21 protein-coding genes, 1 pseudogene and 1 riboswitch are annotated in these 22,191 nt (G+C 37.6%); of the genes and pseudogenes, 8 read left to right on the forward strand and 14 right to left on the reverse strand.

Translation table 11 applies throughout. The annotated features are described in order from the left end of the window. Positions 1–9: 9 nt before the first annotated feature. The gene (locus SAY88_RS02135; protein WP_332628911.1) at positions 10–888 is read right to left on the reverse strand and encodes a metal-dependent hydrolase; all 879 of its coding nucleotides are present in this window, start codon (positions 886–888) and stop codon (positions 10–12) included. Between the two features lie 152 nt (positions 889–1,040). Between SAY88_RS02135 and SAY88_RS02140 the strand changes: the two genes are divergently transcribed. Then, positions 1,041–2,417 (forward strand): amino acid permease, encoded by a 1,377-nt coding sequence (locus SAY88_RS02140; protein WP_431308830.1) that lies wholly within the window; start codon positions 1,041–1,043, stop codon positions 2,415–2,417. On the opposite strand, the gene SAY88_RS02145 is transcribed toward SAY88_RS02140, so the two are convergent. Continuing rightward, positions 2,401–3,030 carry a LysE family transporter gene (locus tag SAY88_RS02145; RefSeq protein ID WP_332628914.1) on the reverse strand — a complete coding sequence of 210 codons (630 nt, stop codon included), beginning with the start codon at positions 3,028–3,030 and terminating at the stop codon, positions 2,401–2,403. The two genes, SAY88_RS02140 and SAY88_RS02145, sit on opposite strands and share 17 nt — an antisense overlap. 142 nt (positions 3,031–3,172) lie before the next feature. Beyond that, a complete protein-coding gene (locus SAY88_RS02150; RefSeq protein WP_332628916.1) occupies positions 3,173–3,271 on the reverse strand; it encodes a YjcZ family sporulation protein in 99 nt (32 codons plus the stop codon). Positions 3,272–3,479: 208 nt separating this feature from the next. On the opposite strand from SAY88_RS02150, the gene SAY88_RS02155 reads away from it, so the two are divergent. Further along, positions 3,480–4,112, forward strand: a complete 633-nt coding sequence (locus tag SAY88_RS02155; RefSeq protein WP_332628917.1) for a YitT family protein — start codon at positions 3,480–3,482, stop codon at positions 4,110–4,112. Between the two features lie 101 nt (positions 4,113–4,213). Further along, on the forward strand, positions 4,214–5,185 hold the full coding sequence (locus tag SAY88_RS02160) for a tripartite tricarboxylate transporter substrate binding protein (protein WP_332628919.1): 972 nt from the start codon (positions 4,214–4,216) through the stop codon (positions 5,183–5,185). A gap of 566 nt (positions 5,186–5,751) precedes the next feature. Here the strand turns inward: SAY88_RS02160 and SAY88_RS02165 are convergent. The 6 genes and pseudogenes from SAY88_RS02165 to SAY88_RS02190 all read right to left on the reverse strand — a co-directional run bounded on the left by SAY88_RS02165 (position 5,752) and on the right by SAY88_RS02190 (position 12,429). Next, positions 5,752–7,165: pseudogene (locus SAY88_RS02165) on the reverse strand (tripartite tricarboxylate transporter permease). A gap of 76 nt (positions 7,166–7,241) precedes the next feature. Beyond that, positions 7,242–7,535, reverse strand: coding sequence for a hypothetical protein (locus SAY88_RS02170; protein WP_332628921.1), 294 nt, complete (start codon positions 7,533–7,535; stop codon positions 7,242–7,244). Between the two features lie 19 nt (positions 7,536–7,554). Beyond that, complete coding sequence (locus SAY88_RS02175; RefSeq protein WP_332629033.1) at positions 7,555–8,754, reverse strand: MFS transporter; 1,200 nt, start codon at positions 8,752–8,754, stop codon at positions 7,555–7,557. A 270-nt stretch (positions 8,755–9,024) separates the two neighbouring features. Further along, positions 9,025–10,812 (reverse strand): oligoendopeptidase F, encoded by a 1,788-nt coding sequence (gene pepF / locus SAY88_RS02180; RefSeq protein ID WP_332628922.1) that lies wholly within the window; start codon positions 10,810–10,812, stop codon positions 9,025–9,027. A gap of 208 nt (positions 10,813–11,020) precedes the next feature. Beyond that, a complete protein-coding gene (locus SAY88_RS02185) occupies positions 11,021–11,902 on the reverse strand; it encodes a hypothetical protein (protein ID WP_332628924.1) in 882 nt (293 codons plus the stop codon). Further along, positions 11,899–12,429 carry an RNA polymerase sigma factor gene (locus SAY88_RS02190; protein ID WP_332628926.1) on the reverse strand — a complete coding sequence of 177 codons (531 nt, stop codon included), beginning with the start codon at positions 12,427–12,429 and terminating at the stop codon, positions 11,899–11,901. Before SAY88_RS02190 ends, SAY88_RS02185 begins: the two co-directional genes overlap by 4 nt. Positions 12,430–12,988: 559 nt before the next feature. On the opposite strand from SAY88_RS02190, the gene adh reads away from it, so the two are divergent. Beyond that, positions 12,989–14,506, forward strand: a complete 1,518-nt coding sequence (adh, locus tag SAY88_RS02195; RefSeq protein ID WP_332628928.1) for an aldehyde dehydrogenase — start codon at positions 12,989–12,991, stop codon at positions 14,504–14,506. A 203-nt stretch (positions 14,507–14,709) separates the two neighbouring features. Further along, positions 14,710–15,078: a DUF779 domain-containing protein gene (locus SAY88_RS02200; RefSeq protein WP_332628929.1), complete on the forward strand. Its 369-nt coding sequence runs from the start codon at positions 14,710–14,712 to the stop codon at positions 15,076–15,078. 101 nt (positions 15,079–15,179) lie between these two features. Here the strand turns inward: SAY88_RS02200 and SAY88_RS02205 are convergent, their stop codons facing one another. The 3 genes from SAY88_RS02205 to thiC form a co-directional block, all read right to left on the reverse strand. Then, positions 15,180–15,320 (reverse strand): hypothetical protein, encoded by a 141-nt coding sequence (locus SAY88_RS02205; protein WP_332628930.1) that lies wholly within the window; start codon positions 15,318–15,320, stop codon positions 15,180–15,182. Between the two features lie 4 nt (positions 15,321–15,324). Continuing rightward, positions 15,325–15,687 (reverse strand): hypothetical protein, encoded by a 363-nt coding sequence (locus SAY88_RS02210; RefSeq protein WP_332628931.1) that lies wholly within the window; start codon positions 15,685–15,687, stop codon positions 15,325–15,327. Positions 15,688–15,982: 295 nt separating this feature from the next. Continuing rightward, positions 15,983–17,767, reverse strand: a complete 1,785-nt coding sequence (gene thiC / locus SAY88_RS02215; RefSeq protein WP_332628933.1) for a phosphomethylpyrimidine synthase ThiC — start codon at positions 17,765–17,767, stop codon at positions 15,983–15,985. A 130-nt stretch (positions 17,768–17,897) separates the two neighbouring features. Beyond that, positions 17,898–18,012: riboswitch (TPP riboswitch) on the reverse strand. Positions 18,013–18,173: 161 nt separating this feature from the next. Here thiC and SAY88_RS02220 point away from each other — a divergent pair. Continuing rightward, a complete protein-coding gene (locus tag SAY88_RS02220; protein WP_332628934.1) occupies positions 18,174–19,154 on the forward strand; it encodes a 2-hydroxyacid dehydrogenase in 981 nt (326 codons plus the stop codon). Positions 19,155–19,238: 84 nt separating this feature from the next. Here the strand turns inward: SAY88_RS02220 and SAY88_RS02225 are convergent, their stop codons facing one another. Beyond that, positions 19,239–19,583, reverse strand: a complete 345-nt coding sequence (locus tag SAY88_RS02225; protein ID WP_332628935.1) for a hypothetical protein — start codon at positions 19,581–19,583, stop codon at positions 19,239–19,241. A 105-nt stretch (positions 19,584–19,688) separates the two neighbouring features. Further along, a complete protein-coding gene (ssuE, locus tag SAY88_RS02230) occupies positions 19,689–20,222 on the reverse strand; it encodes an NADPH-dependent FMN reductase (protein ID WP_332628936.1) in 534 nt (177 codons plus the stop codon). Between the two features lie 378 nt (positions 20,223–20,600). Between ssuE and SAY88_RS02235 the strand changes: the two genes are divergently transcribed. After that, complete coding sequence (locus tag SAY88_RS02235) at positions 20,601–21,044, forward strand: CBO0543 family protein (protein WP_332628938.1); 444 nt, start codon at positions 20,601–20,603, stop codon at positions 21,042–21,044. Positions 21,045–21,337: 293 nt separating this feature from the next. Next, positions 21,338–22,186 (forward strand): pyrroline-5-carboxylate reductase, encoded by an 849-nt coding sequence (proC, locus tag SAY88_RS02240; RefSeq protein ID WP_332628939.1) that lies wholly within the window; start codon positions 21,338–21,340, stop codon positions 22,184–22,186. Positions 22,187–22,191: the final 5 nt, after the last annotated feature.

A 22,191-nucleotide genomic window follows, 5' to 3' on the forward strand; every position in this document is an offset into this window, starting at 1 on the left:
ATTGTCACTCTACTCTCGGTTAATGTTAATATATTCAAACAAAAAAGATGAACCGTCCCGATAAAAGCGTGGATCATACACCCCTAGTATTTCATCTGTTTCAACTACTACGACAAATGGTGACCATTCCACTAATACTTCCGCTTTCGGATTTTCTTGATAAAGTGGCTCTAAATTAGCCTCATCCATTGATACAATGGTTTCATTCACAACTTCTCCTCCCCAAACAGTTGCATTAGAAAGTGTAACAATATCTGAGTTTTTTCCAATAACCGAAAAATGACCTGGGAGGAAACTAGCTGAGAGAGCCACTTCTTCATACTCTTTTATCGCTTCTTGATAAATGATTATCCCTTGAATTCCCTGGATGAATATGTGTAAAGTAATACCAACCCAAACATATCTCCATACTTTATATCGTTGTATATGTCTTTTAATCCTAATAATTACGAAACCAAATAATATAATTGACCAGAACACTAAGTCAACAATTGGGATAACCCCAAGCGTCACCCTCATCTGTGAAAGTGGTTCAAAAACCCCTGTTCCCCAAGCATTTAATGCATCTGACGCGTTATGTATTGCGACATTTATCATAGCCAAATAGAAAATAAGTAAGTCTTTACGCTTCCAGATAAAATAGGCAACTACGTAAATAAGTCCAGCCCATATTGGCACTAGAAAAAACGAATGCGTTAACCCTCTATGCCACATTTGTCCCATCACTCTGCCAGTCTCCGTTATATTAGCAACCACATCAATATCCGGAATTTGGCTTGAGGTCAACGCAGAAAATAGCAATGCTCTTTTTTTATTTCGATCCATCTCCTCTTTCTTCACTGCGCCGTACGTTGTTAAACCAAACAACATGTGAGTTACTGTGTCCATAATGCTTCCCTGCCCTTTTTGTCCTTCCTATATCATAACCATTTCTACGAAGTAATCCAAATGAAAGACGCTTCCCTTTAATAATTCATAAATTCTATCTCATTCATTACATAAACAACGCTTCTTTTTCGAACAATAATTTCGAATGAGGAGTGATAAACTTGAAGACAAAAGCTGGTGAACAAGCGGAAAAACCATTGAAATGGTGGGAATTATCCTTACTAGGAATAGCCGGTACAATTGGTACAGGTTTTTTTCTTGGATCAAGCATTGCTATTGATATGGCTGGCCCTTCCGTTTTATTTGCCTTTGCCTTAGCTGCTGTTGGAACCTATTTTGTTTATGAAGCACTGGCAAAGATGACAATGGCTGATCCGCAAAAAGGATCGTTTCGTTCATACGCAAAAAAAGCCTATGGTCGCTGGGCAGGCTTTAGTAGTGGTTGGGTATATTGGTTATCAGAAATGCTAATTATGGGAAGTCAAATGACTGCATTATCGATCTTCACTAGATTTTGGTTCCCAGCTGTTCCTTTATGGGTATTTGCTTGTGTATATGCTGCTCTTGGAATTCTTGTTATAGTAGTTGGAACAAAGAGTTTTGACCGTGTTGAAAACCTTTTGGCAGTTCTAAAAGTTGCAGCCATTCTCATGTTTATTATTTTAGCCATTTTAGCCTTATTTGGAATATTCGGTCAAGGTGGAGAAGATGTCCCCCTTCCAAGAACATACGATTCCCTTTTTCCGAATGGACTTACTGGATTACTTCCTGCGTTCATCTACGGATTTTACGGATTTGCTGGAATCGAAATTATGGGATTAATTGCAATTCGATTAAAAAATATGAATGAAGCACCGAAATCGGGTAAAGTAATGCTTACAGTCCTAGCGATTATTTACATTGCCTCTATTGGACTAGCCTTGTTTATGGTTTCTTGGAATAACTTTACGACAGAGCAAAGTCCGTTTGTAACGGCACTGAATGCCTTTAATGTTCCTTATATAAACCATTTCTTTAATGCTGTATTTATTATTGCAGGCTTTTCAACAATGGTAGCCTCTTTATTTGCTGTTATTCGAATTCTTGTTACTTTAGCGGAAGACCGAGATGCCCCAACTTTATTTTCTAAGAGAATTGGGAAAAACATTGCTTTACCAGCAATTGGTCTAACAGCCGCTGGAATGGTCGTCTCTATTATTCTTGCCATTGTCATCCCAGGCCGCCTTTACGAATATGTAACGACGGCAGCTGGAATTATGTTGCTATATAACTGGATTTTCATTTTAGGATCGTACGGACGTTTATTAGAATTAACGACAAAGGACAAAATAAAGCGAGTTCTTGGTTTTGTCTTCGTTCTCCTTGCAGTTATTGGTACCGTGTTTCATCAAACAAGCCGACCAGGCTTCTATATAAGCCTAGTTTTTATCCTTTTGGTCGCAATTGTCACATTAATTATGCGCCATTTTTGGAAGAAGAAAAAAGATGACAACCCACCTAGTCCTTCTTTATTTACGAAGTTAGAATAAGAAATGCCTGAATCCCAAAGTATACTCCGAATCCAATTAGGGAAAAGCCAGAAACGATTGATATGATGGTTAACAGTCTATTCGTCAAATATTTTCGCAATGTACTAGCAAGTGCTGCCATTGTTATATCCCATACAGTTATCCCAATAAAGATGGCAGCACTATATAAAATCACTTGACTTGTCCCATAAGTCGTCACCGTCTTCGCCAAAATAGAACCAAAGATTCCAAGCCAAAATAATATCGTTAGTGGGTTAAAAAGTGACATGAAAAAGCCCGAGAAAAAGGATTTCAAATATGAATCCTTTAAACTCCTCATATTTGTAGAGCAAATCCTTCCTGCCCCAGAGATGCTCTCAATCCCCGTATACACTAAAACGAAAAAACCGAAAATCCATAAAAACGTTTGAATGATTGGTATTTCAATAAATTGCACGACTCCAACAAAAACAAGCAACATATAAAAAGCATCGGCAACAGTAGCACCTAACCCGACAAGCCACGCATGAAAAAAACCGCTTTTTATTCCACGATCTAATTGGGCTGCATTAACCGGACCAATAGGTGCAGCCAAACTTAATCCTAAAAATATGTACCCTAAAAACACACTCATAGAACCATCCTCCAATCATCAATCTTACGACGGACAACTTTATCGCTTGTACAAGTCTATGAAATGATTTAGGTTATTAGGACAATAATTTAACTAAAAAAAGAAAGCCGACTCTATGAGTCAGCCCTCTTGCTAATGCAAATTAATAGCCGCACCAGCTACATCCAATAATGATTAATAAAATAAACAGCACTACTAATAACGCGAAACCGCCACCGTAACCTGGAGTTGCGTGTGTCATGAAAATCATCTCCTTTGATTCGTTGTTAACTTACACTCATATCCTATGTTCATTCTTTCATTTCGTTTGGGCTCTTTACAATTTTCCTCCAAAACAAAATGTGTAATTCAATGAACCATGAGAAACTGCTAACATAAATATGGAAAAAGCTAATACAATGATATAAGGACAAGAACTCCACAATAACAAATAAACTATAGGAGCAACTATGGTACATTCATTACGGTCATATTTATTAATTACGTGCGGAGGGTTCATTCAAGGCATCGGAATGGCACTTTTTCTTTTTCCTCATTCCATTCCTTCTGGTGGTGCAGGAGGACTTGCTGTTTTGCTCAATTATTGGGTAAATATTCCATTTAGTTTTGCTCTATGGCTCGTAAACTTTTCAATGCTTGTTGCTGCCATATATTGGCTTGGAAATGCAAGTGCAATTGGAACGATGTACGGGATTACCATTACATCCTTAAGTGTTCATTTATTTAGTTTTGAGTTGTACAGGCCCTATGACAATGTTTGGATTGATTTAGTTATTGGATCTATTATTTTAGGAATTGGAGTAGGTATTCTTCTACGCCAAGGTGTGTCGAATGGTGGGATGGGCGTCCTTGCCCTTATCATAGCAAACGTTCGAGACATAGCCCCAGGAAAGCCTCTCTTTTTTTTGAATGGTTCTATTTTTATTGTGACTGGCTCAATCATTGCCTGGCCAATTGTTATTCAAGCACTAATTTCTCAATGGCTCTCTACAAAAATGGTTGATGTTATTTTCCGTTTAAGAACGATGTTACTTTTTGAGCAACCTATACAAGGTTGGAGGAAAAAAAGTGTAAAGCGATAGATCATCGTATATGTATGGGCTATTTCTTATAGACAACATTCCATTATATATTTTTGGCATATTCTTCATATAAAGGAAATTATTTTGAAGGATGTGTAACTATGAAAAAAAGCTTGGTCGCATTGTTTGGTTGTTTGATTGTTCTTTTGTTAGCAAGCTGTTCAGACTTATCACCCACAACTGAAGGAGAATTTCCAGACAAAAGCATTCAGTTGATTGTTTCCTTTTCTCCAGGAGCTGCTACTGACACCCAAGCAAGAATTATCTCAAAGTATGCTAGTGAGTACCTTGGGCAAGAACTTGTCATCGTAAATAGGCCAGGCGGAGGCGGTCAAGTTGGGTGGAACTCGTTTTCAACAGTGGAACCAGATGGATATACATTAGCAGCTTATAATCTTCCTCATATCATAACTCAACCGTTAGTTGGCCAAACGAGCTTTGAAGTCGATACGTTTGAGCCGCTTGTTAACTGGGGCGGAGATCCAACCGTTTTTGCGGTAAGAGCAGACAGTAGTATTACAAATTTAGAAGAATTGATTGACGAAGCCAGACGTTCTCCTGGCACGATTACGGTTGGGAATGCGGGGTTATATGTTGGTCAACATTTAGCCACTTTATTGCTTGAGAACGCAGCAGATATTAACCTTGAAGATGTTCCTTTTCAAAGAGCAGCTGATGCCATTGCCTCTGTTCTTGGTGGCCATACAGATGTTGTTGCCGGTAACCTTTCTGACATTTATCGCCTAGGTGATGAAGTAATCCCACTTGCAATAGCAACAGAAGAACGCCACCCCTTTTCACCTGATATCCCAACATTTACTGAATTAGGCTATCCAGAAGTCGTTATGAGTACTGACCGTGGTATTGCAGCCAGAAAAGATACTCCTACGGAAGTCATTGAAAAGCTAGAAGAAGCATTTCTGAGCATTCTAAAAGATGAAAAGTTCCTAGCTGAAATGGAACAGGCTGGAGCCGATATGCTTATTATGAACCGCAATGAAGTTATAGCGGACATGGAAGCTAGAACTGACATTTATGAGGAGTTATTAAAATCCATTGGTGTAACCGAGTAAAAAGATTAGGGGTCTGACCCCTTTATTTTTAAATTGGAACCTTTAATAGTATAGAGAAAACGACATACAGAACGAGTGTGAATGAAATAGAGACAATAACTATCTTCCGAATGGTTAAAGATGATTCCTTCTGTTTGTATTGATGATAAACAAACAGTGGAATTGTAATCATTAATAGTAATACTTGTGTATAGTACCGATAAATGTAGTTAATAAGCTAACAATAGAGACTATAACAATAAGGAAATATAACGGCCATGATCTTCGTTGTTGTGAAGTAACTTTTATGTCTGGGCTAACAAAAACTTTCTTACCATACTCAATCATAACTAATAGAAAGAGAAAACCTGCGTTTATAAGAGGGAAGATTTTTTGCTCAAATTGCATTTGAGACATTAAACTAGCTGAGCTTAGAATTACCCCGCTAACCAAAAGCCATGCCCATGCATATTTTGTACCTAACCCTTGAAGTGAGAATTGAAGTTCCTTTTTCCGTAGATTTTTATTTTTGCGTAAGGCTTGCCTGATAGCCAAAACAATCGTCAACATAACTAAGCTGTATAATATTACGTTCCACGTCCCAGTAAAAAATAAATGAAAGCAGAACCTCGGGCTCCACCAAGTTGCAGTCCTTGAAGTAATCCTTGTTCTGCAATTGGACCTAAAATGAACCCTAATGCAATTGGTGCAGGAGAAAAACCGTATTTTTGCAAGACGAACATAAGCAAGCCTAAAATTACGACCGTATAAATATCAAATAAATTGTTTTGAGTTGTATAAGCACCTATGATCGAAAATGAAAGAATAACAGGAGCCATAAAATAAGCTGGAATAGAAGTAAGCCGCGTCATGTACTTAATAAGTGAAAGACCTAGCACGAGTAGTAAGATTTGTGCAGCTATCATACTATATAGAAACGTATATGCAACATGAGCATGATCAACAAATAGATTATTCCCCGGCCAAATACCGTGAATGAGCAATCCTCCCAAAAATATTGCTGCGGTTGGTGATCCAGGAATACCAAGCGTAAGTAATGGAATTAGTGAGCCTCCGACCATCGCATTATTCGAACTTTCGGATGCGATAATCCCATTTTTATCGCCTTTTCCAAATTGGTCTTTCTTTTTAGAGAAACGCTTTGCCTCATTATAAGCTAGTAAACTGGCAATATTCCCTCCTGCTCCAGGGATCATTCCAATAAACGCGCCTAATCCACTACCAATAGTTACATATTTTGGTTTTTTTAAGACATCCCCAAAGGATTCTCTAATTGATGATTGGGATTGCTTATAGCCATTCCGCTTATCTTCTCCTCTAGAATTTTCTCGAAAATCCTCAATCATTCGTAACGCTTGTGGAAAGGCGAACAGCCCTATTAACACAGCTACCATATGTAGCTCTCCAACTAACGAGTCCATACCAAACGTAAAGCGAGCTGTACCTGTAATCATACTAATCCCTACAAATGATAAGCCAATCCCTATACAACCACCGATTAAGTTCTTATTGACTGCCCCATCGGATATCGCTGCAATAACAGTTATTCCGAATATTGCGATCCAAAAGCTCTCTGTCGGTCCGAACCTTAATGAGAAATCAGCAAATACTGGCGCAAAAAAAAGTAACAAAAACATCCCAAATAATCCGCCAATTACCGAGGATATCGTAGCTAACTCCAGCGCATTTCCCTTGTTTAGTCATTGGGTAACCGTCAAAGGTTGTTGCAACATTTGCAGGTGCACCAGGAACATTAAATAATATCGCTGGTATGGACCCTCCAAATACACTTCCGCAATAAATACCACCTAGTAGAATTAACCCCTCTGTTGGCCCGAGTGCAAAGGTAAAAGGGATCATAAGAGCAACACCCATAGTTGGCGTTAGTCCCGGCATTGCTCCTACAAACATGCCAAGTAGTAAACCTAGAAACAGGACGAGCACGTGATGGATCTCGAACACCTGCCAAAAAAAATCCATATCCTAGCCCCCTTTTTTAAGCTAGGATATGATATTCACCTAATTCTGAATTAGTGTGTGTACACAAATTTAGAGACTATTCTTCTTTTTTATCCTCTTCTCCTAATTCAACTTTCTTCCCACCAACTGATAAGTAAGAATACACTTCTAATTCTGGTTTTAACTTTTTTAATCCTTCTAAGTATGGCTTCACTAAATCTTTAAAGTCTTCATATACCCCTTCTTCTTGCAACTGTCCATAAACATACATTTTTTTCTTTTCTTCTTCCATTAAAAAGGCCATGTATCCAACCGGCTTATTCGCATCTGTTACAACATTTAATACTTGTGCATCCTCTTTTAAAAATTCGGGAGAAAAATAAATTTGCAAAACGAACTCCTCCTAGTTCTTATTCTGTCGTTAGTTGCAGTTTTTTAAATAATGTATTCGCTTCGCTGTCTTCACTTGTTTTCTTCTGATTTTTCACATGGATTAATACAAGACATAATAATCCGACGAAAAGAGTTAACCCAGCAGTCGCTAAAAACATACCAGTCCTCGACCAATTCATTAACGCTTCAAAGATCGGTGGACCAGCGGCCACTCCTAGAAATCGAACTGAACCATAAAGGGATGTCACAAATCCTCTTCTTTCCGCTCCAACAGAACCTGTAATGAGACTATTTAAACAAGGCAAGACAAGGCCCGTTCCGATGCTTGATATAGCTAATATACCAATGAATGGAACCAATCTTGTAAAAAAGACCAACGAAGCAAACGAAATAGTCATTAATAAAAATCCAGTAATAATCACTTTTTTCATTCTTTTTATGTCTTTACCAATTTTACTTCCTGTTATTAATGACGTAGTCATCATAAAAAGAAGCGGAATCGCTAAAATCACACCCTTCAGTACTCCATCGATATTATACTGTGTCTCCAACGTATCCGATAAATAAAACAAAATCCCAAAAAGCGTAAACAAACAAGTTGCTCCGGCTAAATAAGCTGTAAATAACCATCTGCCTTCATGTTTGAAGACCGAAAATAAACCCTTTACATATTTGCCTAATGGAGGAGCTTGTTTCTTTTTCTTTTTTTCTTTAATAAAGAAAATGGTTAGTAGCACAGAAATCAATACAAATACTGGAAACCCCCAGAACGGACCATACCAAACTAATAAAGCCAATAGCGATCCTACAATTGGCGAAAGTACTTTACCAAATCCATTTGAGGCTTCTACAATCCCTAGTACTTTACTTTGGTCTCCACCTTTAAACAAATCTCCTGTTAAAGCCATTGCAATTGGAGCTGTACCGGCTGCGCCAATCCCTTGTAACGCTCTGCCAATCATGATCCAAATATAAGCGCTATTAAACCAAGCAGCAGATACCCCTGCTAATAATCCACCAATTCCATAAAGAATAAGAGCAGGCACAATAATTGCTTTTCTTGAAAATCGGTCAGACATGTATCCTAGAATTGGAATAAAAATGGCCGCTGTAATTGAGAAAATCGTTATGGTCAAACTTGCTTGAAAAGCAGTTATCCCTAATTCAGTTTCCAATCTCGGCAAGATCGGTATGAGCATTGAATTTCCTAATGTCATAATTAAAGGGATCGACCCAATTGCTAATATGACTAAGCCTTTGCCTTTTTTCGCCAATCGTCATAACACATCCTTCATTCTTCTTGAAACGTATCAAAAAGTAGGTCAAATGGGTCAAATCATGCTTTTTCATACGCTTTATTCCTTTATAAGATGCGGTGGAATTACAATTTCATACATGGGAAAAAGATCAAGGACATGAAAAAAGAAGGGGTTATCCCAAAAGGTCTGAATTTTGACCTTTTAGATACTCCCTTCTCATAGCAAAAATTATAGTTTTGAAAATTCATCAACTAACTCACCGAATATCGTTAATGCATTTTTAATTGGCTCAGGATTGGTCAAATCAACACCTGCTGCCTTTAAAAGCTCAAGTGGGTAATCGGAACTCCCACTCTTTAAGAATGTAAGGTACTTCTCGAGTATTTCCGGCTTTCCTTCAAGAAGCTGGTCTGCAATATGGATAGCTGCTGCATAACCAGTTGCATATTTGTATACATAAAACGGACGATAAAAATGAGGAATTCGTGACCAGCCGTATTTAACTTCCTCATCAAAGACAACTTCATTTCCATTAAACTCTTCAAAAATGGTCTCGTATACTTCATTAAATACATCTGCATTCAATGGTTCCCCATTCTCGGCCTTTTCGTGTGTGATTTTCTCAAACTCAGCAAACATTACTTGAGTAAAAAGCGTACCTCTAAAACTGTCAATAAAATGATTAAGTAAATGCTTTTTCATTGTCTCATTCTCAGTCGTTTTTAACAAATAGCGAATAAGAAGCACTTCATTTACAGTAGATGCTACTTCGGCAACGAAGATTGAGTACCCTGCCGTAATTTGGGGTTGATGTTTGGATGAGTACCATGAATGCATCGCATGCCCGCACTCGTGTACAAGTGTAAATAAACTATCTAAGTCATCTTGATGATTAAGCAGTACAAATGGATGAACTCCGTAAAGCCCTAAATTGTAAGCTCCTGATCTCTTTCCTGGTGTTTCTCTAACGTCAAAATAGCGCTTTTCTTTGAAGCTACGTAAAGTTTCAACATATTCTTCTCCAAGTGGAGCCAAGCTTTTTAACATGGTGTCATATGCTTCCACAAAAGAAATGTCCTCTTTAACATCCTTTACTAAAGGAACATTCAAGTCATACTGACGTAGCTCTTCAAGCCCAAGGACCTCTTTTCGAATCGCCGCATAACGATGTAACGGTGCAATTTTTGCTTTAGTAACTTCAATTAAATTATCATACACTTCTTTTGGAACCATATCAGAGAATAAAGATTTCTCTAAAGCAGAAGGATATTGACGCATTTTCGATAACGTCACATTGTTTTTAATCGCCGAAGCTAAGGTAGATGCAATCGTATTTTTTAGTTGAACATATGGCTGATAGTAAGCTTTGTATGCTTCAAGACGGACATCACGATTTTCGTCTTCAATTAATTTTGAATACATACCTCTTGTCAGTTCAACTTTCTCTCCCTCTTTTGTTGTCACTTCACCAAACTTAATATCAGCATTATTAATCATACCAAACGTATTACTTGGTGCTGATAGAGCCTCTCCTAGATCTGATAAAACTTCCTCTTTTTCTTTTGTAAGTACATGCTTTTTATAACGATACGATTCTAAAAGGTCTTCTTCAAAATACGTAAGGCCATCAATTTCACTAATGTAACCTTTCAATGTACTCTCCTCTAAACTTAAGAGAAACGGCATAAAGAACGATGTTGCTGAACTAAGTTTCACACCAAGTGTTTTAGCACGATCTAGATACGATTGAGATTTTGAATCTCTCGTGTCTAAATCCACCTGAAGCATTGCATATACATACACTTTTTTAAACGTATAACCTGTTTCCTCACTAAGAACAAGATAATCATATAACGACTTTGCATCGTTAATGCTCCCATCAAATGCTTTTAACTTTGGTAATCGATCTTCAACTGATTGTAAGTCCTTTTCCCAATGTGAAATGTCTTCATAAATATCAGCTAAGTTCCACTTTTCCTCTAATGGGACTTCTTCTCTTGATTTATACTGTGGCATTTGATCAAGCTCCCTTCCATCGACTCCTATGTATTCCATTTCAGTTATATGTTACTACATTTTGAATTAGTTACAAAGAAAAAGGATAATATGACTTACTCAATATTAGACAGGAAAAGAATACCCAAAACAACGAAGGCACTGAAAAAGTTGGTTTCCTCTTCTCAGCGCCTTCTAAAACAACCTGTTTGTTTAATTTTTCAAGTTACTAATAAACCCAGCTAAACTCATCAAGGATCACCTTTAGCTCTCGACCAAATCCTTCACTGAATTCAATCATTTCTGTATTGCCTATGCTAAAAGAACTTGTTCTTAGAAAATAATAACCATCTACATGTTCAACTGGAACTACATGAGCGTACACGCCATCTTTTTCAAACATAAATTCTTCCACACCTTGCCCTGGAACCCCTATGGTCTCAAAAAAGTTATTTGTTTCAACTTCGATATACCCTGACTCAATCATCATTGTTTTATAAGCTTCAACTGCTTGATCGTAGCTGTTAGAATCTGCAAATTTATGAACTTCAAACAATACTGGTTCGACACGACCTTGACCATAATTTGCAAAAACTTTAATGGACTGTCCTTGCTCATTTGTAACGTGTTCCAACTCAAATTCATGATCATAATACGTTGTAAATGAAAGACCTTCAATTTCTAATCTACGAACTAGCTTCTCATCGTCCATTCCCTCTTCATCAACAAGCTGAATCCACTTTGTCTCTTCTTCACTAGTAAAGGATTCAAGAGTTCTATTCTCCCCAACAGCTTCTTGATCTTCAGCCTCTTCTTCTGCCATCATGATACTCATACTCTCCATAGGCGCTTGATCAGCTGCTGAATCGATTGGCGATGCTGATTCATTACTACCTGAAAGCTGACTAGCCCCTAGCACATAGCCAATTCCCAACATAAGAACAACCAATGCTGCTACTTGCCAACGTTGATACGACCTCGCCCAAGACCAATTTCGTTTCTTTTTCTTTTTTATGTTAGCCATTATATCCGCAGAGGATGATTGAGTCGGCATTTTTTCATAGTATTTATTTAATCGTTCCATCGTCTCATCAAAATTATTTCTGCTCATAGTTGCTCACCTACTTTTTCATACTCCGCCTTGAGTTTTTGCTTTGCACGTAAAATTCTCGTTTTGATTGCCCCTTCTGTTACCCCTAGTACCTTAGCGATCTCTTGATAATTTTGCCCATGGAAAAAATGTAAGACAATAGGAATTTTGTATTTTTCTTCTAACCTATGGATCATTTGATGCAGTTCTTGGGCTTCTTCATCAAAATGGTCATTAAAAAACATGTGCTGTGAGGCATACTTTTGTAGTTCAACTGTTTTTCTTTTCATTTGTTTTTCTTTTCGATAAAAATCTCGGATAACATTTAACGTAATGGAATAAAGCCATGTTGTAAATTTTCCACGGTTGTGTTTATGAATAAAACGATACACCTTTATAAAGACTTCTTGAGTTACATCTTCAATATGAGTTGGTGAGACACCAATTTGAAAGGCGAATTTTTCAACTGTCTTAAGATGTTGCTCAATTAATTGCTGGAAGGCGTCATCATCGCCTTTCTTGGCCCGCTCGATTAATTGTTCCTCCATGTTTGCAACCTCCGTCTATACTCTCAACTAATTTCTCTACTAATGAAACGACCAATCATGACAAAAGGTTTCAACTTACAAAGATTTCTCTTCTTTTTTTGACGACTGCCTCATTCGTTTTTACTTATAATGACAATACCAACTTTCCGATCTTTGAAAAAAACATTGTAATGCCATTCCATGTAATAGAACGCCGACGATGTTCGTTATAACAAAAATAAGGAGAGATAGTGTATGGTCAACTTCAACCACTCTTTTTTTTGCCCGAAAAACAAATGTTGAGTTACATAATAGAATGCTTCAACAACTGACGTAATCATATCCTCTACCATCCAGAGAATAAGAGATTGCACACCAAAAAAACAATGACACTTAAACTTTGATATTAAGTCTAGCCGAAATTCACTAGTTTGTTAATATAGCAGCTTATTAAAAATTATTTTCGAAAACATCTATTTATATGAATAATCTAGTAGTGATGATAATACACCTGTTATGTAGGCGTTTTATAAAGTTAATAAGAGAGAACCACTGCTCTCTTTCAAGGAGGAAAATAAAAATGATCTATGCTCAACCAGGTACACCTAATTCAAAAGTTACCTTTAAGAAAAGGTACGAAAATTATATTAATGGAGAATGGACAACCCCTGTGAATGGTCAATATTTTGAAAATGTAACCCCTGTTACTGGGGATGTTTTTTGTGAGGTTGCTAGGTCGACTGCCGAAGACATTGAACTTGCCCTTGATGCTGCACATGCTGCGAAAGCCTCATGGGGAAAAACATCAGTTACGGAAAGAGCGAATATACTAAATAAAATTGCTGATCGGATCGAAGAGAACCTTGAGATGTTAGCTGTTGCTGAAACGTGGGATAACGGAAAAGCGGTGCGCGAAACATTGAACGCAGATCTCCCGCTCGCGGTTGACCATTTCCGCTATTTCGCAGGAGTCATCCGCTCTCAAGAGGGCTCTATTAGTCAAATTGATAATGATACGGTTGCTTATCACTTCCATGAGCCATTAGGGGTTGTAGGACAAATTATCCCTTGGAACTTTCCAATCTTAATGGCCGTTTGGAAGATAGCTCCTGCTTTAGCAGCTGGTAACTGCATTGTTCTTAAACCAGCAGAACAAACCCCTGCTTCAATTATGGTATTACTAGAATTAATACAGGACCTTCTGCCACCTGGTGTATTAAATGTAGTAAACGGATTTGGAGTTGAAGCAGGGAAACCGCTGGCTACTAGCTCCAGAATTGCTAAAGTAGCCTTTACAGGAGAAACAACTACAGGTCGATTAATTATGCAATACGCTTCTCAAAATATTATTCCAGTCACATTAGAACTTGGAGGAAAATCACCAAATATATTTTTTAAAGATGTAATGGCGGAAGATGACGCCTTTTTGAATAAAGCGATAGAAGGATTTGTTCTTTTTGCTTTAAATCAAGGTGAAGTATGTACATGCCCTTCTCGTGCACTCATCCCTGAATCGATGTACGATCAGTTTATGGAACGAGCTCTTGCTAGGGTAAAAGAAATAAAAATAGGAAACCCACTTGATGTATCTACGATGATGGGAGCTCAAGCATCAAATGAACAAATGGAAAAAATATTATCGTACTTAGATATTGGAAAGCAAGAAGGAGCAGAGTGCTTAACCGGCGGGGAAAGAAATACTATTAAGGGATTTGAAAACGGGTACTATATCCAACCTACTGTTTTTAAGGGGCACAATAAAATGCGTATTTTTCAAGAAGAGATCTTCGGCCCCGTGGTATCTGTCACAACTTATAAAGATGAAGAAGAAGCATTGCAAATTGCCAATGATACACTTTATGGACTTGGAGCAGGTATATGGACCCGCGATATCAACAAAGCCTATCGCTTTGGCAGAAACATTGAAGCAGGTCGCGTATGGACAAATTGCTATCATGCTTATCCTGCACATGCAGCATTTGGTGGCTATAAAGCATCAGGTGTTGGACGCGAAAACCACAAAATGATGCTCTCACATTACCAACAAACAAAAAACATGCTAGTAAGCTACAACCCAGACGCCTTAGGGTTTTATTAAGATTCAAGTAAAAAAGCACTCTTCTTTTTTACTTAAATCGATGCGGTGTGCGAAGCCGCCGTTATCTTTTAAGCCTTTTGAGTGATCTTCTCAAAAGGCGCACGGCGTGTGGTGCCATCGCAACCTTGTTCGCACTCTTTTCATTCAAAGGTGATCTTCCTTTTTTATTAAAATCGATTTAAATCCGCCATCAGGAGGGTGATATGATTAAAAAAGTTACAGCTACAAAAGAAGCACTCGATTTTATCGACTTTTTAAAAAAGAAGCATGGCCCTCTTATGTTCCATCAATCTGGTGGTTGCTGCGATGGTAGTTCCCCGATGTGTTATGCTGAAAATGAATTTATGATCGGCGAAAGTGATACACTACTCGGAGAAATCGGTAACTGCCCATTTTATATTAGCTCAGCGCAGTACGAATATTGGAAACACACTCAGCTCATAATTGACGTGGTCAAAGGACGTGGAGGAATGTTTTCTCTTGAAGGTCCTGAAGGGAAACGATTTTTAACACGTTCAAGAATTTTCACACCTAATGAACGTGCACTTTTAGATAAAAAGCAGCAAAAATAACTTTCTTTTCATACCACTATTCCTTAGCCCGAAATGCATACAAAAACAGGTTGTTGAGAAGTGATTCTCCACAGCCTGCCCTTTAATTATAAAGTTATAGTTTAATCTGGTGCATCCGTTAAATCCTCAATATCTCTTGATCCAAATACTAATAAAGAAAGCAATACTCCAACTAAAATAGCACCTGTAAAACCTTTCCCATCAAAGCCGCTATCATACTTTCCTGATCGTTTCTTCCCCATTTAATTAATCCTCCTCAATTCTTTGTTGAAAGGCTTCAAATACATCATCAAGTGTCATATCTCCATTTTCTTTTAAGAAGTCTGCTAAAGCATTCGATTTATCATTTCCAGGAGTAAGAAACTCTCCTAATAAAGTTACTGAAACTACAGGTGATGCTCGGTATAACTCCACAGCATCAACCTTTAATTTACCAGATAATAATAAAGCAGCTGCAATAATATCTAAATTCTTCCCTGTAAATAAATCCTGAATATTGTATGATGATGCCTTTGGCTTCTTAGATTTAGGAGTTTTTGCATTTTGTTGATAAGGTTGATAAGGCGGGCCTACAGGTGGCCCTGGTGGTCTTCCATACCTTCCATACATGAAGAAAAACACCCCCTGAAACTAGTTTATGTTCAGAGGGTACTTCGGTGAGACCAAATTCGAAAATGATTTATGAAATTTTGTAATCTTTTCTTACTATATGACCTAGTAATATAAAGCTTCTACCTTTTGACAATGCAAACACCTTTTATAAAGTGGAGTACTTTCAAATGAATGGTGACACTTATTTTGTACGTCCTTTAAGTGAGTTTCCCAGTAAAGCAGATCCTCCCTTAATTTATCAATTTTCCTTTGAATATCAGGCACCTTCACCACGTCAATCCTCCTTAGATGTTTACTGATAAATTTTCCCGCCAGACTTCTTAAACTGCTCAGCTTTTTCCTTCAAGCCTTTTTCAATCGCTTCGCTAGTTTCTAGTTTATTTTCTTTCGCATATTGGCGAATGTCATGTGAAATTCTCATACTACAGAACTTCGGACCACACATCGAGCAAAAATGAGCCGTTTTCGCCCCCTCAGCCGGTAGCGTTTCATCATGGTATTCTAGTGCCCGTTCCGGATCAAGTGCTAGATTAAATTGGTCTCTCCAGCGGAATTCAAAACGAGCTTTTGACAAAGCATCATCACGAACTCGTGCACCTGGATGCCCTTTTGCTAAATCAGCAGCATGAGCGGCAATTTTGTACGTAATAACCCCTTCACGTACATCTTCACGATTAGGTAATCCGAGATGTTCTTTTGGTGTTACGTAGCAAAGCATTGCTGTACCAAACCAACCAATCATCGCAGCACCAATAGCTGATGTGATATGATCATATCCAGGAGCAATGTCAGTCGTTAATGGACCTAGTGTATAAAATGGTGCTTCGTGGCACATTTCCAACTGCTTATCCATGTTTTCTTTAATTAAGTGCATTGGTACATGTCCTGGTCCTTCCACCATGACTTGAACATCATGCTGCCAAGCTAGCTTTGTTAGTTCGCCGAGAGTTTCTAATTCCGCAAATTGGGCTTCATCATTTGCATCAGCAATGGATCCTGGTCGTAACCCATCTCCTAAAGAAAACGCGATATCATATGTTTTCATAATCTCGCAAATTTCTTCAAAATGAGTATATAAGAAGTTCTCTTGATGGTGATATAAACACCACTGTGCCATAATCGAGCCACCTCGCGAAACAATACCTGTTAGACGTTTTACCGTTAATGGAACGTATCGCATGAGAACACCCGCATGGATCGTAAAGTAATCAACTCCTTGCTCTGCTTGCTCAATCAACGTATCACGATATACTTCCCACGTTAAATCCTCTGCAATCCCATTGACCTTCTCAAGTGCTTGATACAGCGGAACCGTGCCAACGGGAACAGCAGAATTCCGAATGATCCACTCACGTGTTGTGTGAATGTTTTTACCTGTCGATAAATCCATCATCGTATCAGCACCCCAGCGCGTTGCCCATGTCATTTTTTCAACTTCTTCTTCAATTGATGAAGAAACCGCCGAATTCCCAATATTCGCATTAATTTTCACATGGAAATTGCGTCCAATAATCATCGGTTCTGTTTCAGGATGGTTGATGTTTGCTGGGATAATCGCTCTACCGCTTGCAACCTCCAAACGCACGAATTCTGGATCAAGATTTTCTCTTATTGCGATAAACTCCATTTCAGGTGTAATAATACCTTTTTTTGCATAATGAAGCTGTGTTACATTTTTACCTTTTTTCGCACGTAACGGCTTTCGTTCTAACCCAGGGAAGACATGAGAATTGGCACGTGGGTCTTCTGCCGAAATATACCCGTTATCCTCTGGTTTAATCTTACGCCCTTCGTACTCTTCCACATCATTTCGTTCTTTAATCCACTTGCTGCGAAGAGCAGGAAGCCCTTTTGTTATATCAACTTTGTAATGATGGTCCGTGTATGGACCACTTGTGTCATATACGCGAACTGGCGGATTTTCCTCTTCCCCAACCGTTCCTGATGTCGGACTTAATTCAATTTCTCGCATAGGTACTTGAATGTCAGGCCTCGAACCTTGGACATACACTTTTTTACTGCCTGAAAAGCTAGACATAATTGAAATGTTTTTTTCATTTAATGAAGGTGTGGACATTGAATTCTCTCCTTTTGAAATAGAAAGGACAAAATCTAGACATAAAAAGGAAGGAAGCTGAAGATACATAAAAAAGCCGGAACCAAACAATTGGTTTGGACCCGGCTAATTGATAGAAGTATAGTCAATAAAAATCTTTCTTAAACTTCCCCACGCTGGTATGATCCAGATCAGGTCCAAAGGGTCAACAATCTTTAACGTTCATGTTTCTCAGCCCAACTCATTGGACTCCCCTAGTTAATTCTATTAAATTAATTTATATTGTCATTATATAGGAATCTACAATAAATTCAAACACTTTTTTAGAATTTTTTTCATACACCTCCATTCATTGCCTATGGAACATTGGTTAAAAAAGTTATTTTGTGCTAAAGTTTTTACGTACTATTGATTGAAAGGAGTCTTTATGAAACCAAACGTTCTTGTCTATATGAGAGTTGATAAACGAGTCATTAAAGAATTGGAAAAAGAGTACGAGGTAACAAGTTTCCATAACCATGAATACATAGGAAATCCAGATTTTGACCTTGCATTAAAAAAAGCTGAAGGCATTATTGGACTTGCATTAAAAGTAACGAAAGAACTATTAGACAACGCTCCCAACCTTAAAGTCGTTTGTAACGTATCCGTTGGCTATGATAACTTAGACCTTGAAGAATTAACAAAACGGAAAATACTGGCTACAAATACACCGGGAGTCTTGGACGATACAACAGCAGATGCAATCTTTGGTTTACTGCTTTCAACTGCTAGAAGAATTCCCGAGTTAGATCAGTTTGTAAAGTCAGGACAGTGGGATATTTCTCTCCAACCAGATCAATATGGCGTAGATGTACATCATAAAACTCTAGGAATTATCGGAATGGGGAATATTGGCCGAGCTATAGCGAGAAGAGCTCATTTCGGCTTTGGCATGGATATTCTTTACCATAACCGCTCAAAAAACAAAGAGGCTGAGGAGTTATATCAAGCATCATATTGTGACTTCGATGATCTTCTTACGCAATCAGATTTTGTTTGTTTGATGGTCCCAGCTACGAAAGAAACGGAAAAATTGATAGGAGTAAAAGACTTTAAGAAAATGAAAAAAAGTGCTATTTTCATAAATGGATCCCGTGGAAAAAATGTCGATGAAGAGGCTCTTTATCATGCTTTAGTCAATAAAGAAATCCATGCAGCTGGTATCGATGTGTTCACAAAGGAACCAACCAACCCTGATAATCCACTTTTAACTTTAAAAAATATAGTTACTTTGCCACATATCGGCTCTTCGACTACAGAATGTGAATATAACATGTCAAAACTTGCAGCCAAAAATCTACGTACCGCTTTAAACGGGGAAAAACCACCAAGCTTGCTAAATGAAAAGTCTTGGTCGGATAAATAAGACAATAAGGTTGTCTCAAACTATATTTCAGACCCCCCAAGCACATTATAGTACTCCTCAATGGGGGTCTGGTCCTTTTTTGATTTAGCGGTTTTGCAAATAAGCATCAAGAATTTGTTTTATTCGTTCTGATTCCTCTGAACGAATAATATAATGGTCTCCATCTAATTGAGCCGAAACCTGCTGCACTCCTTGTTGTTTTAAAAAACTAACAACATCATCTACATTTTCAGATTCAGTAAGAAGTAGTTTTTTTCCAACAAATTCTTCATTTACATATATGTCGTAAGCATCGTGCTCGCCTTTAATTTCTCCATCGAAATCAGCGTCAAACAATCCTAAAAAAGGGAACTGATAACTACCTGTACTAGCACCTGATTGCCCGAAAAACATCGGCATTTTCTTCTTCAACTCCTTTACTTCTTTCATTTTAATGGTCTTTCTACATTTAGTATGTACAATACACTGAACTTACATTTCGGCACGACACAAAAAAACGAACTTCCTGTTGAAGCTCGTTCTTTTAAAAAGTAATTATTGTTTTTTTAGTTCTTTCACCAATTTATGGAAGGAAGCCTCTAATCGTTCTTTCGCTTCTTGCTCAATTGTTGTACTTCCATCTTCTTCTCTAGTTACACACGTATCAAGTGTAAAAACACCTTTAATAATATTTTCTGCTCCTAAAGAAGCTAGAACTGGTTTCAAACTATAATCAATTGCTAATAAATGTGAAATCGTACCGCCTAGCATAAGTGGTAAAACAATTTTGTTCTCTAGCCCTTTTTGTGGGAGTAAGTCTAGGTATGTTTTTAAGATTCCTGTGAAAGAAGCTTTATAAACTTGGCTTGCTACAATAACTGCGTCGGCTTCTTCTACTTTTTTATTCGTTGCTAAAATAGCTTCACTGTTATATTTAGCTAAAATTAAGTCCTCAGCTGGAATGTCAATTACATGTAGTTCCTCTACATCCATTCCTTGTTCACTTAGCACACTTTGTGCATAATCGATAATACCTTTTAACCTAGTTGTTTTTGATGGTCCACCTGAAATTATAACGATCTTTGCCATTCCAATCACACTCCTATCTTTATCATGCCAACTTCTTTGAATTTCACAAAGGAAATAACTTACTTTCAACTGTATGTTAATTGCATTTTAATTGTCAAATAATACGTCTTCTACAAAATCCCTTAATTATGCGTCGGATCGAAATGCAGGATTCAAATCCAATTTTTTTCGGGGCTTTCCTGTAGCACTTAGAAATTGATCTTGAATCGACAGTAGCAAGAAAATTTTTAGATGAGGTTGGATTGATAGAGCGATAAAGTGAATAAACTGATCCCCATAGTAAAACATTATTAAGGGGATCAAGCATTTAACCGTCATAATAATCACCGTTACATACAAAGTCCAAATACCCCTCTTAAAGTAACTAAGGAGCATATCATGCATGATCCAAAAGACGAAAAAAAATTAGAAGAAATATATGATCAAGTCAGTGATCTCACTATTGAAAAGCTTTCAATATGGTTGGACAGTGTCCTCTTTACTTGGCAATGGTGGATAGGAGTAGGTCTTAGCATCATTCCTTGGATTTTATGGTTTTTATTTAGACAGAAAGACTGTACCTTACGTTTGTTGACTGTTGGTTTTTTTGTTATATTTCTTTCAACTTTTCTAGATTCTCTTGGCGTTCAATTGGGTTTTTGGTATTATAAACATTCTGTTTTACCATTAATTCCTGCATTCCTTCCTTGGGATACAACTCTAATGCCTATTACCATTATGACCTTACTTCAGCTGAAGCCTAAGCTTAACCACTACCTTAAAGGTCTAATCTTTGCACTTGCAACGTCCTACATTATTGAACCATTTTTTTATTTGGATTGAACTATATCAGCCAACTGGTTGGAAACATCTTTACTCCTTGCCCATTTATTTTATCATTTATCTAATTTGTCATTATATCTTTTACGGAAAATCATACAAGAAATTTACAAAATAACACCTCTAACGTTTGACTCTCCATATCAATGTCTTTCCAACGTAAACCTAATTAGTAATATATCCACTCATTTTTATCGACTTAGACTCTTATCCAATTCCTATTGACTGGGCAGACTAATTTATGACTACTGAACAATAAATGTTAAAAACAATCACCAATCTGGAGATGATATTTAGTGACACAACACCATAAGTTAGCTTTTATTGGCGCAGGATCTATGGCTGAAGCAATTATCTCAGGTTTAATTCAGCAAAAGAAAATGCTCCCTAAAAATATATATGTAACAAACCGTCAAAACGAAGCACGACTTCTTGAATTGAAAGAAAAATACGGTGTACAAGTAAGCTCAAGCAATGAACAAGTCTTAGCAGAAGCTGATGTTGTCATACTCGCAATGAAACCAGCTGGAGTTCAAGAAGCTATTAAAACTATTCGATCGTACACTTCAGAAAAACAACTAATCCTTTCGGTGCTAGCCGGAATCACAACTGATTATATTTCATACTTACTAGGTCATAAAGCCCCAGTTATTCGAGTGATGCCTAATACATCAGCAGCGGTCGGCTCATCAGCAACTGTTATCTCTCCAGGCAAATACGTCAGCGATGAACATCTGGCAGTCACAGAATCGTTGTTTAAAGCAGTAGGTACCGTAAAACAAGTACTAGAAAAAGATGTGGACAGTGTCACGGCTATCGCTGGAAGCGGTCCTGCCTATATGTATTATTTAGTTGAAGGCATGTTTCATTCTTTAGAAGAACTTCATTTTGAGCAAGAATTGGGGAGAGAATTAATTTTGCAAATGATACAGGGAGCTATCGACTTGTTAAAATCCTCAAACCAAACACCAAAAGAGCTATATCTCAATGTGAAAAGTCCAGGAGGAACCACAGAGGCTGGACTAAATGTATTAGAAAACAATCGATTCCAAGAAATTATAATTGAGTGTATTAAACAAGCAGCTGAACGTTCAAGAGAAATTACTAAAGAGATGTCTACGATACCTGAAAACACACTAAGATGATTTTT

Origin of the sequence: Halalkalibacter flavus, from assembly GCF_036663575.1 — a bacterium.
Taxonomy (GTDB): Bacteria; Bacillota; Bacilli; order Bacillales; family Bacillaceae_D; genus Halalkalibacter; species Halalkalibacter flavus.

Bases quoted from the DNA above. Each gene is read 5' to 3' on its own strand.
- SAY88_RS02220 (WP_332628934.1), top strand. From the start codon at position 18,174: ATGAAACCAAACGTTCTTGTCTATATGAGAGTTGATAAACGAGTCATT.
- SAY88_RS02205 (WP_332628930.1), bottom strand. From the start codon at position 15,320: ATGGGGAAGAAACGATCAGGAAAGTATGATAGCGGCTTTGATGGGAAA.
- SAY88_RS02150 (WP_332628916.1), bottom strand. From the start codon at position 3,271: ATGACACACGCAACTCCAGGTTACGGTGGCGGTTTCGCGTTATTAGTA.
- SAY88_RS02210 (WP_332628931.1), bottom strand. From the start codon at position 15,687: ATGTATGGAAGGTATGGAAGACCACCAGGGCCACCTGTAGGCCCGCCT.
- ssuE (WP_332628936.1), bottom strand. From the start codon at position 20,222: ATGGCAAAGATCGTTATAATTTCAGGTGGACCATCAAAAACAACTAGG.
- SAY88_RS02225 (WP_332628935.1), bottom strand. From the start codon at position 19,583: ATGAAAGAAGTAAAGGAGTTGAAGAAGAAAATGCCGATGTTTTTCGGG.
- SAY88_RS02190 (WP_332628926.1), bottom strand. From the start codon at position 12,429: ATGGAGGAACAATTAATCGAGCGGGCCAAGAAAGGCGATGATGACGCC.
- SAY88_RS02145 (WP_332628914.1), bottom strand. From the start codon at position 3,030: ATGAGTGTGTTTTTAGGGTACATATTTTTAGGATTAAGTTTGGCTGCA.
- SAY88_RS02155 (WP_332628917.1), top strand. From the start codon at position 3,480: ATGGTACATTCATTACGGTCATATTTATTAATTACGTGCGGAGGGTTC.
- SAY88_RS02175 (WP_332629033.1), bottom strand. From the start codon at position 8,754: ATGACATTAGGAAATTCAATGCTCATACCGATCTTGCCGAGATTGGAA.
- SAY88_RS02135 (WP_332628911.1), bottom strand. From the start codon at position 888: ATGGACACAGTAACTCACATGTTGTTTGGTTTAACAACGTACGGCGCA.
- SAY88_RS02200 (WP_332628929.1), top strand. From the start codon at position 14,710: ATGATTAAAAAAGTTACAGCTACAAAAGAAGCACTCGATTTTATCGAC.
- pepF (WP_332628922.1), bottom strand. From the start codon at position 10,812: ATGCCACAGTATAAATCAAGAGAAGAAGTCCCATTAGAGGAAAAGTGG.
- SAY88_RS02160 (WP_332628919.1), top strand. From the start codon at position 4,214: ATGAAAAAAAGCTTGGTCGCATTGTTTGGTTGTTTGATTGTTCTTTTG.
- SAY88_RS02185 (WP_332628924.1), bottom strand. From the start codon at position 11,902: ATGAGCAGAAATAATTTTGATGAGACGATGGAACGATTAAATAAATAC.
- adh (WP_332628928.1), top strand. From the start codon at position 12,989: ATGATCTATGCTCAACCAGGTACACCTAATTCAAAAGTTACCTTTAAG.
- thiC (WP_332628933.1), bottom strand. From the start codon at position 17,767: ATGTCCACACCTTCATTAAATGAAAAAAACATTTCAATTATGTCTAGC.
- SAY88_RS02235 (WP_332628938.1), top strand. From the start codon at position 20,601: ATGCATGATCCAAAAGACGAAAAAAAATTAGAAGAAATATATGATCAA.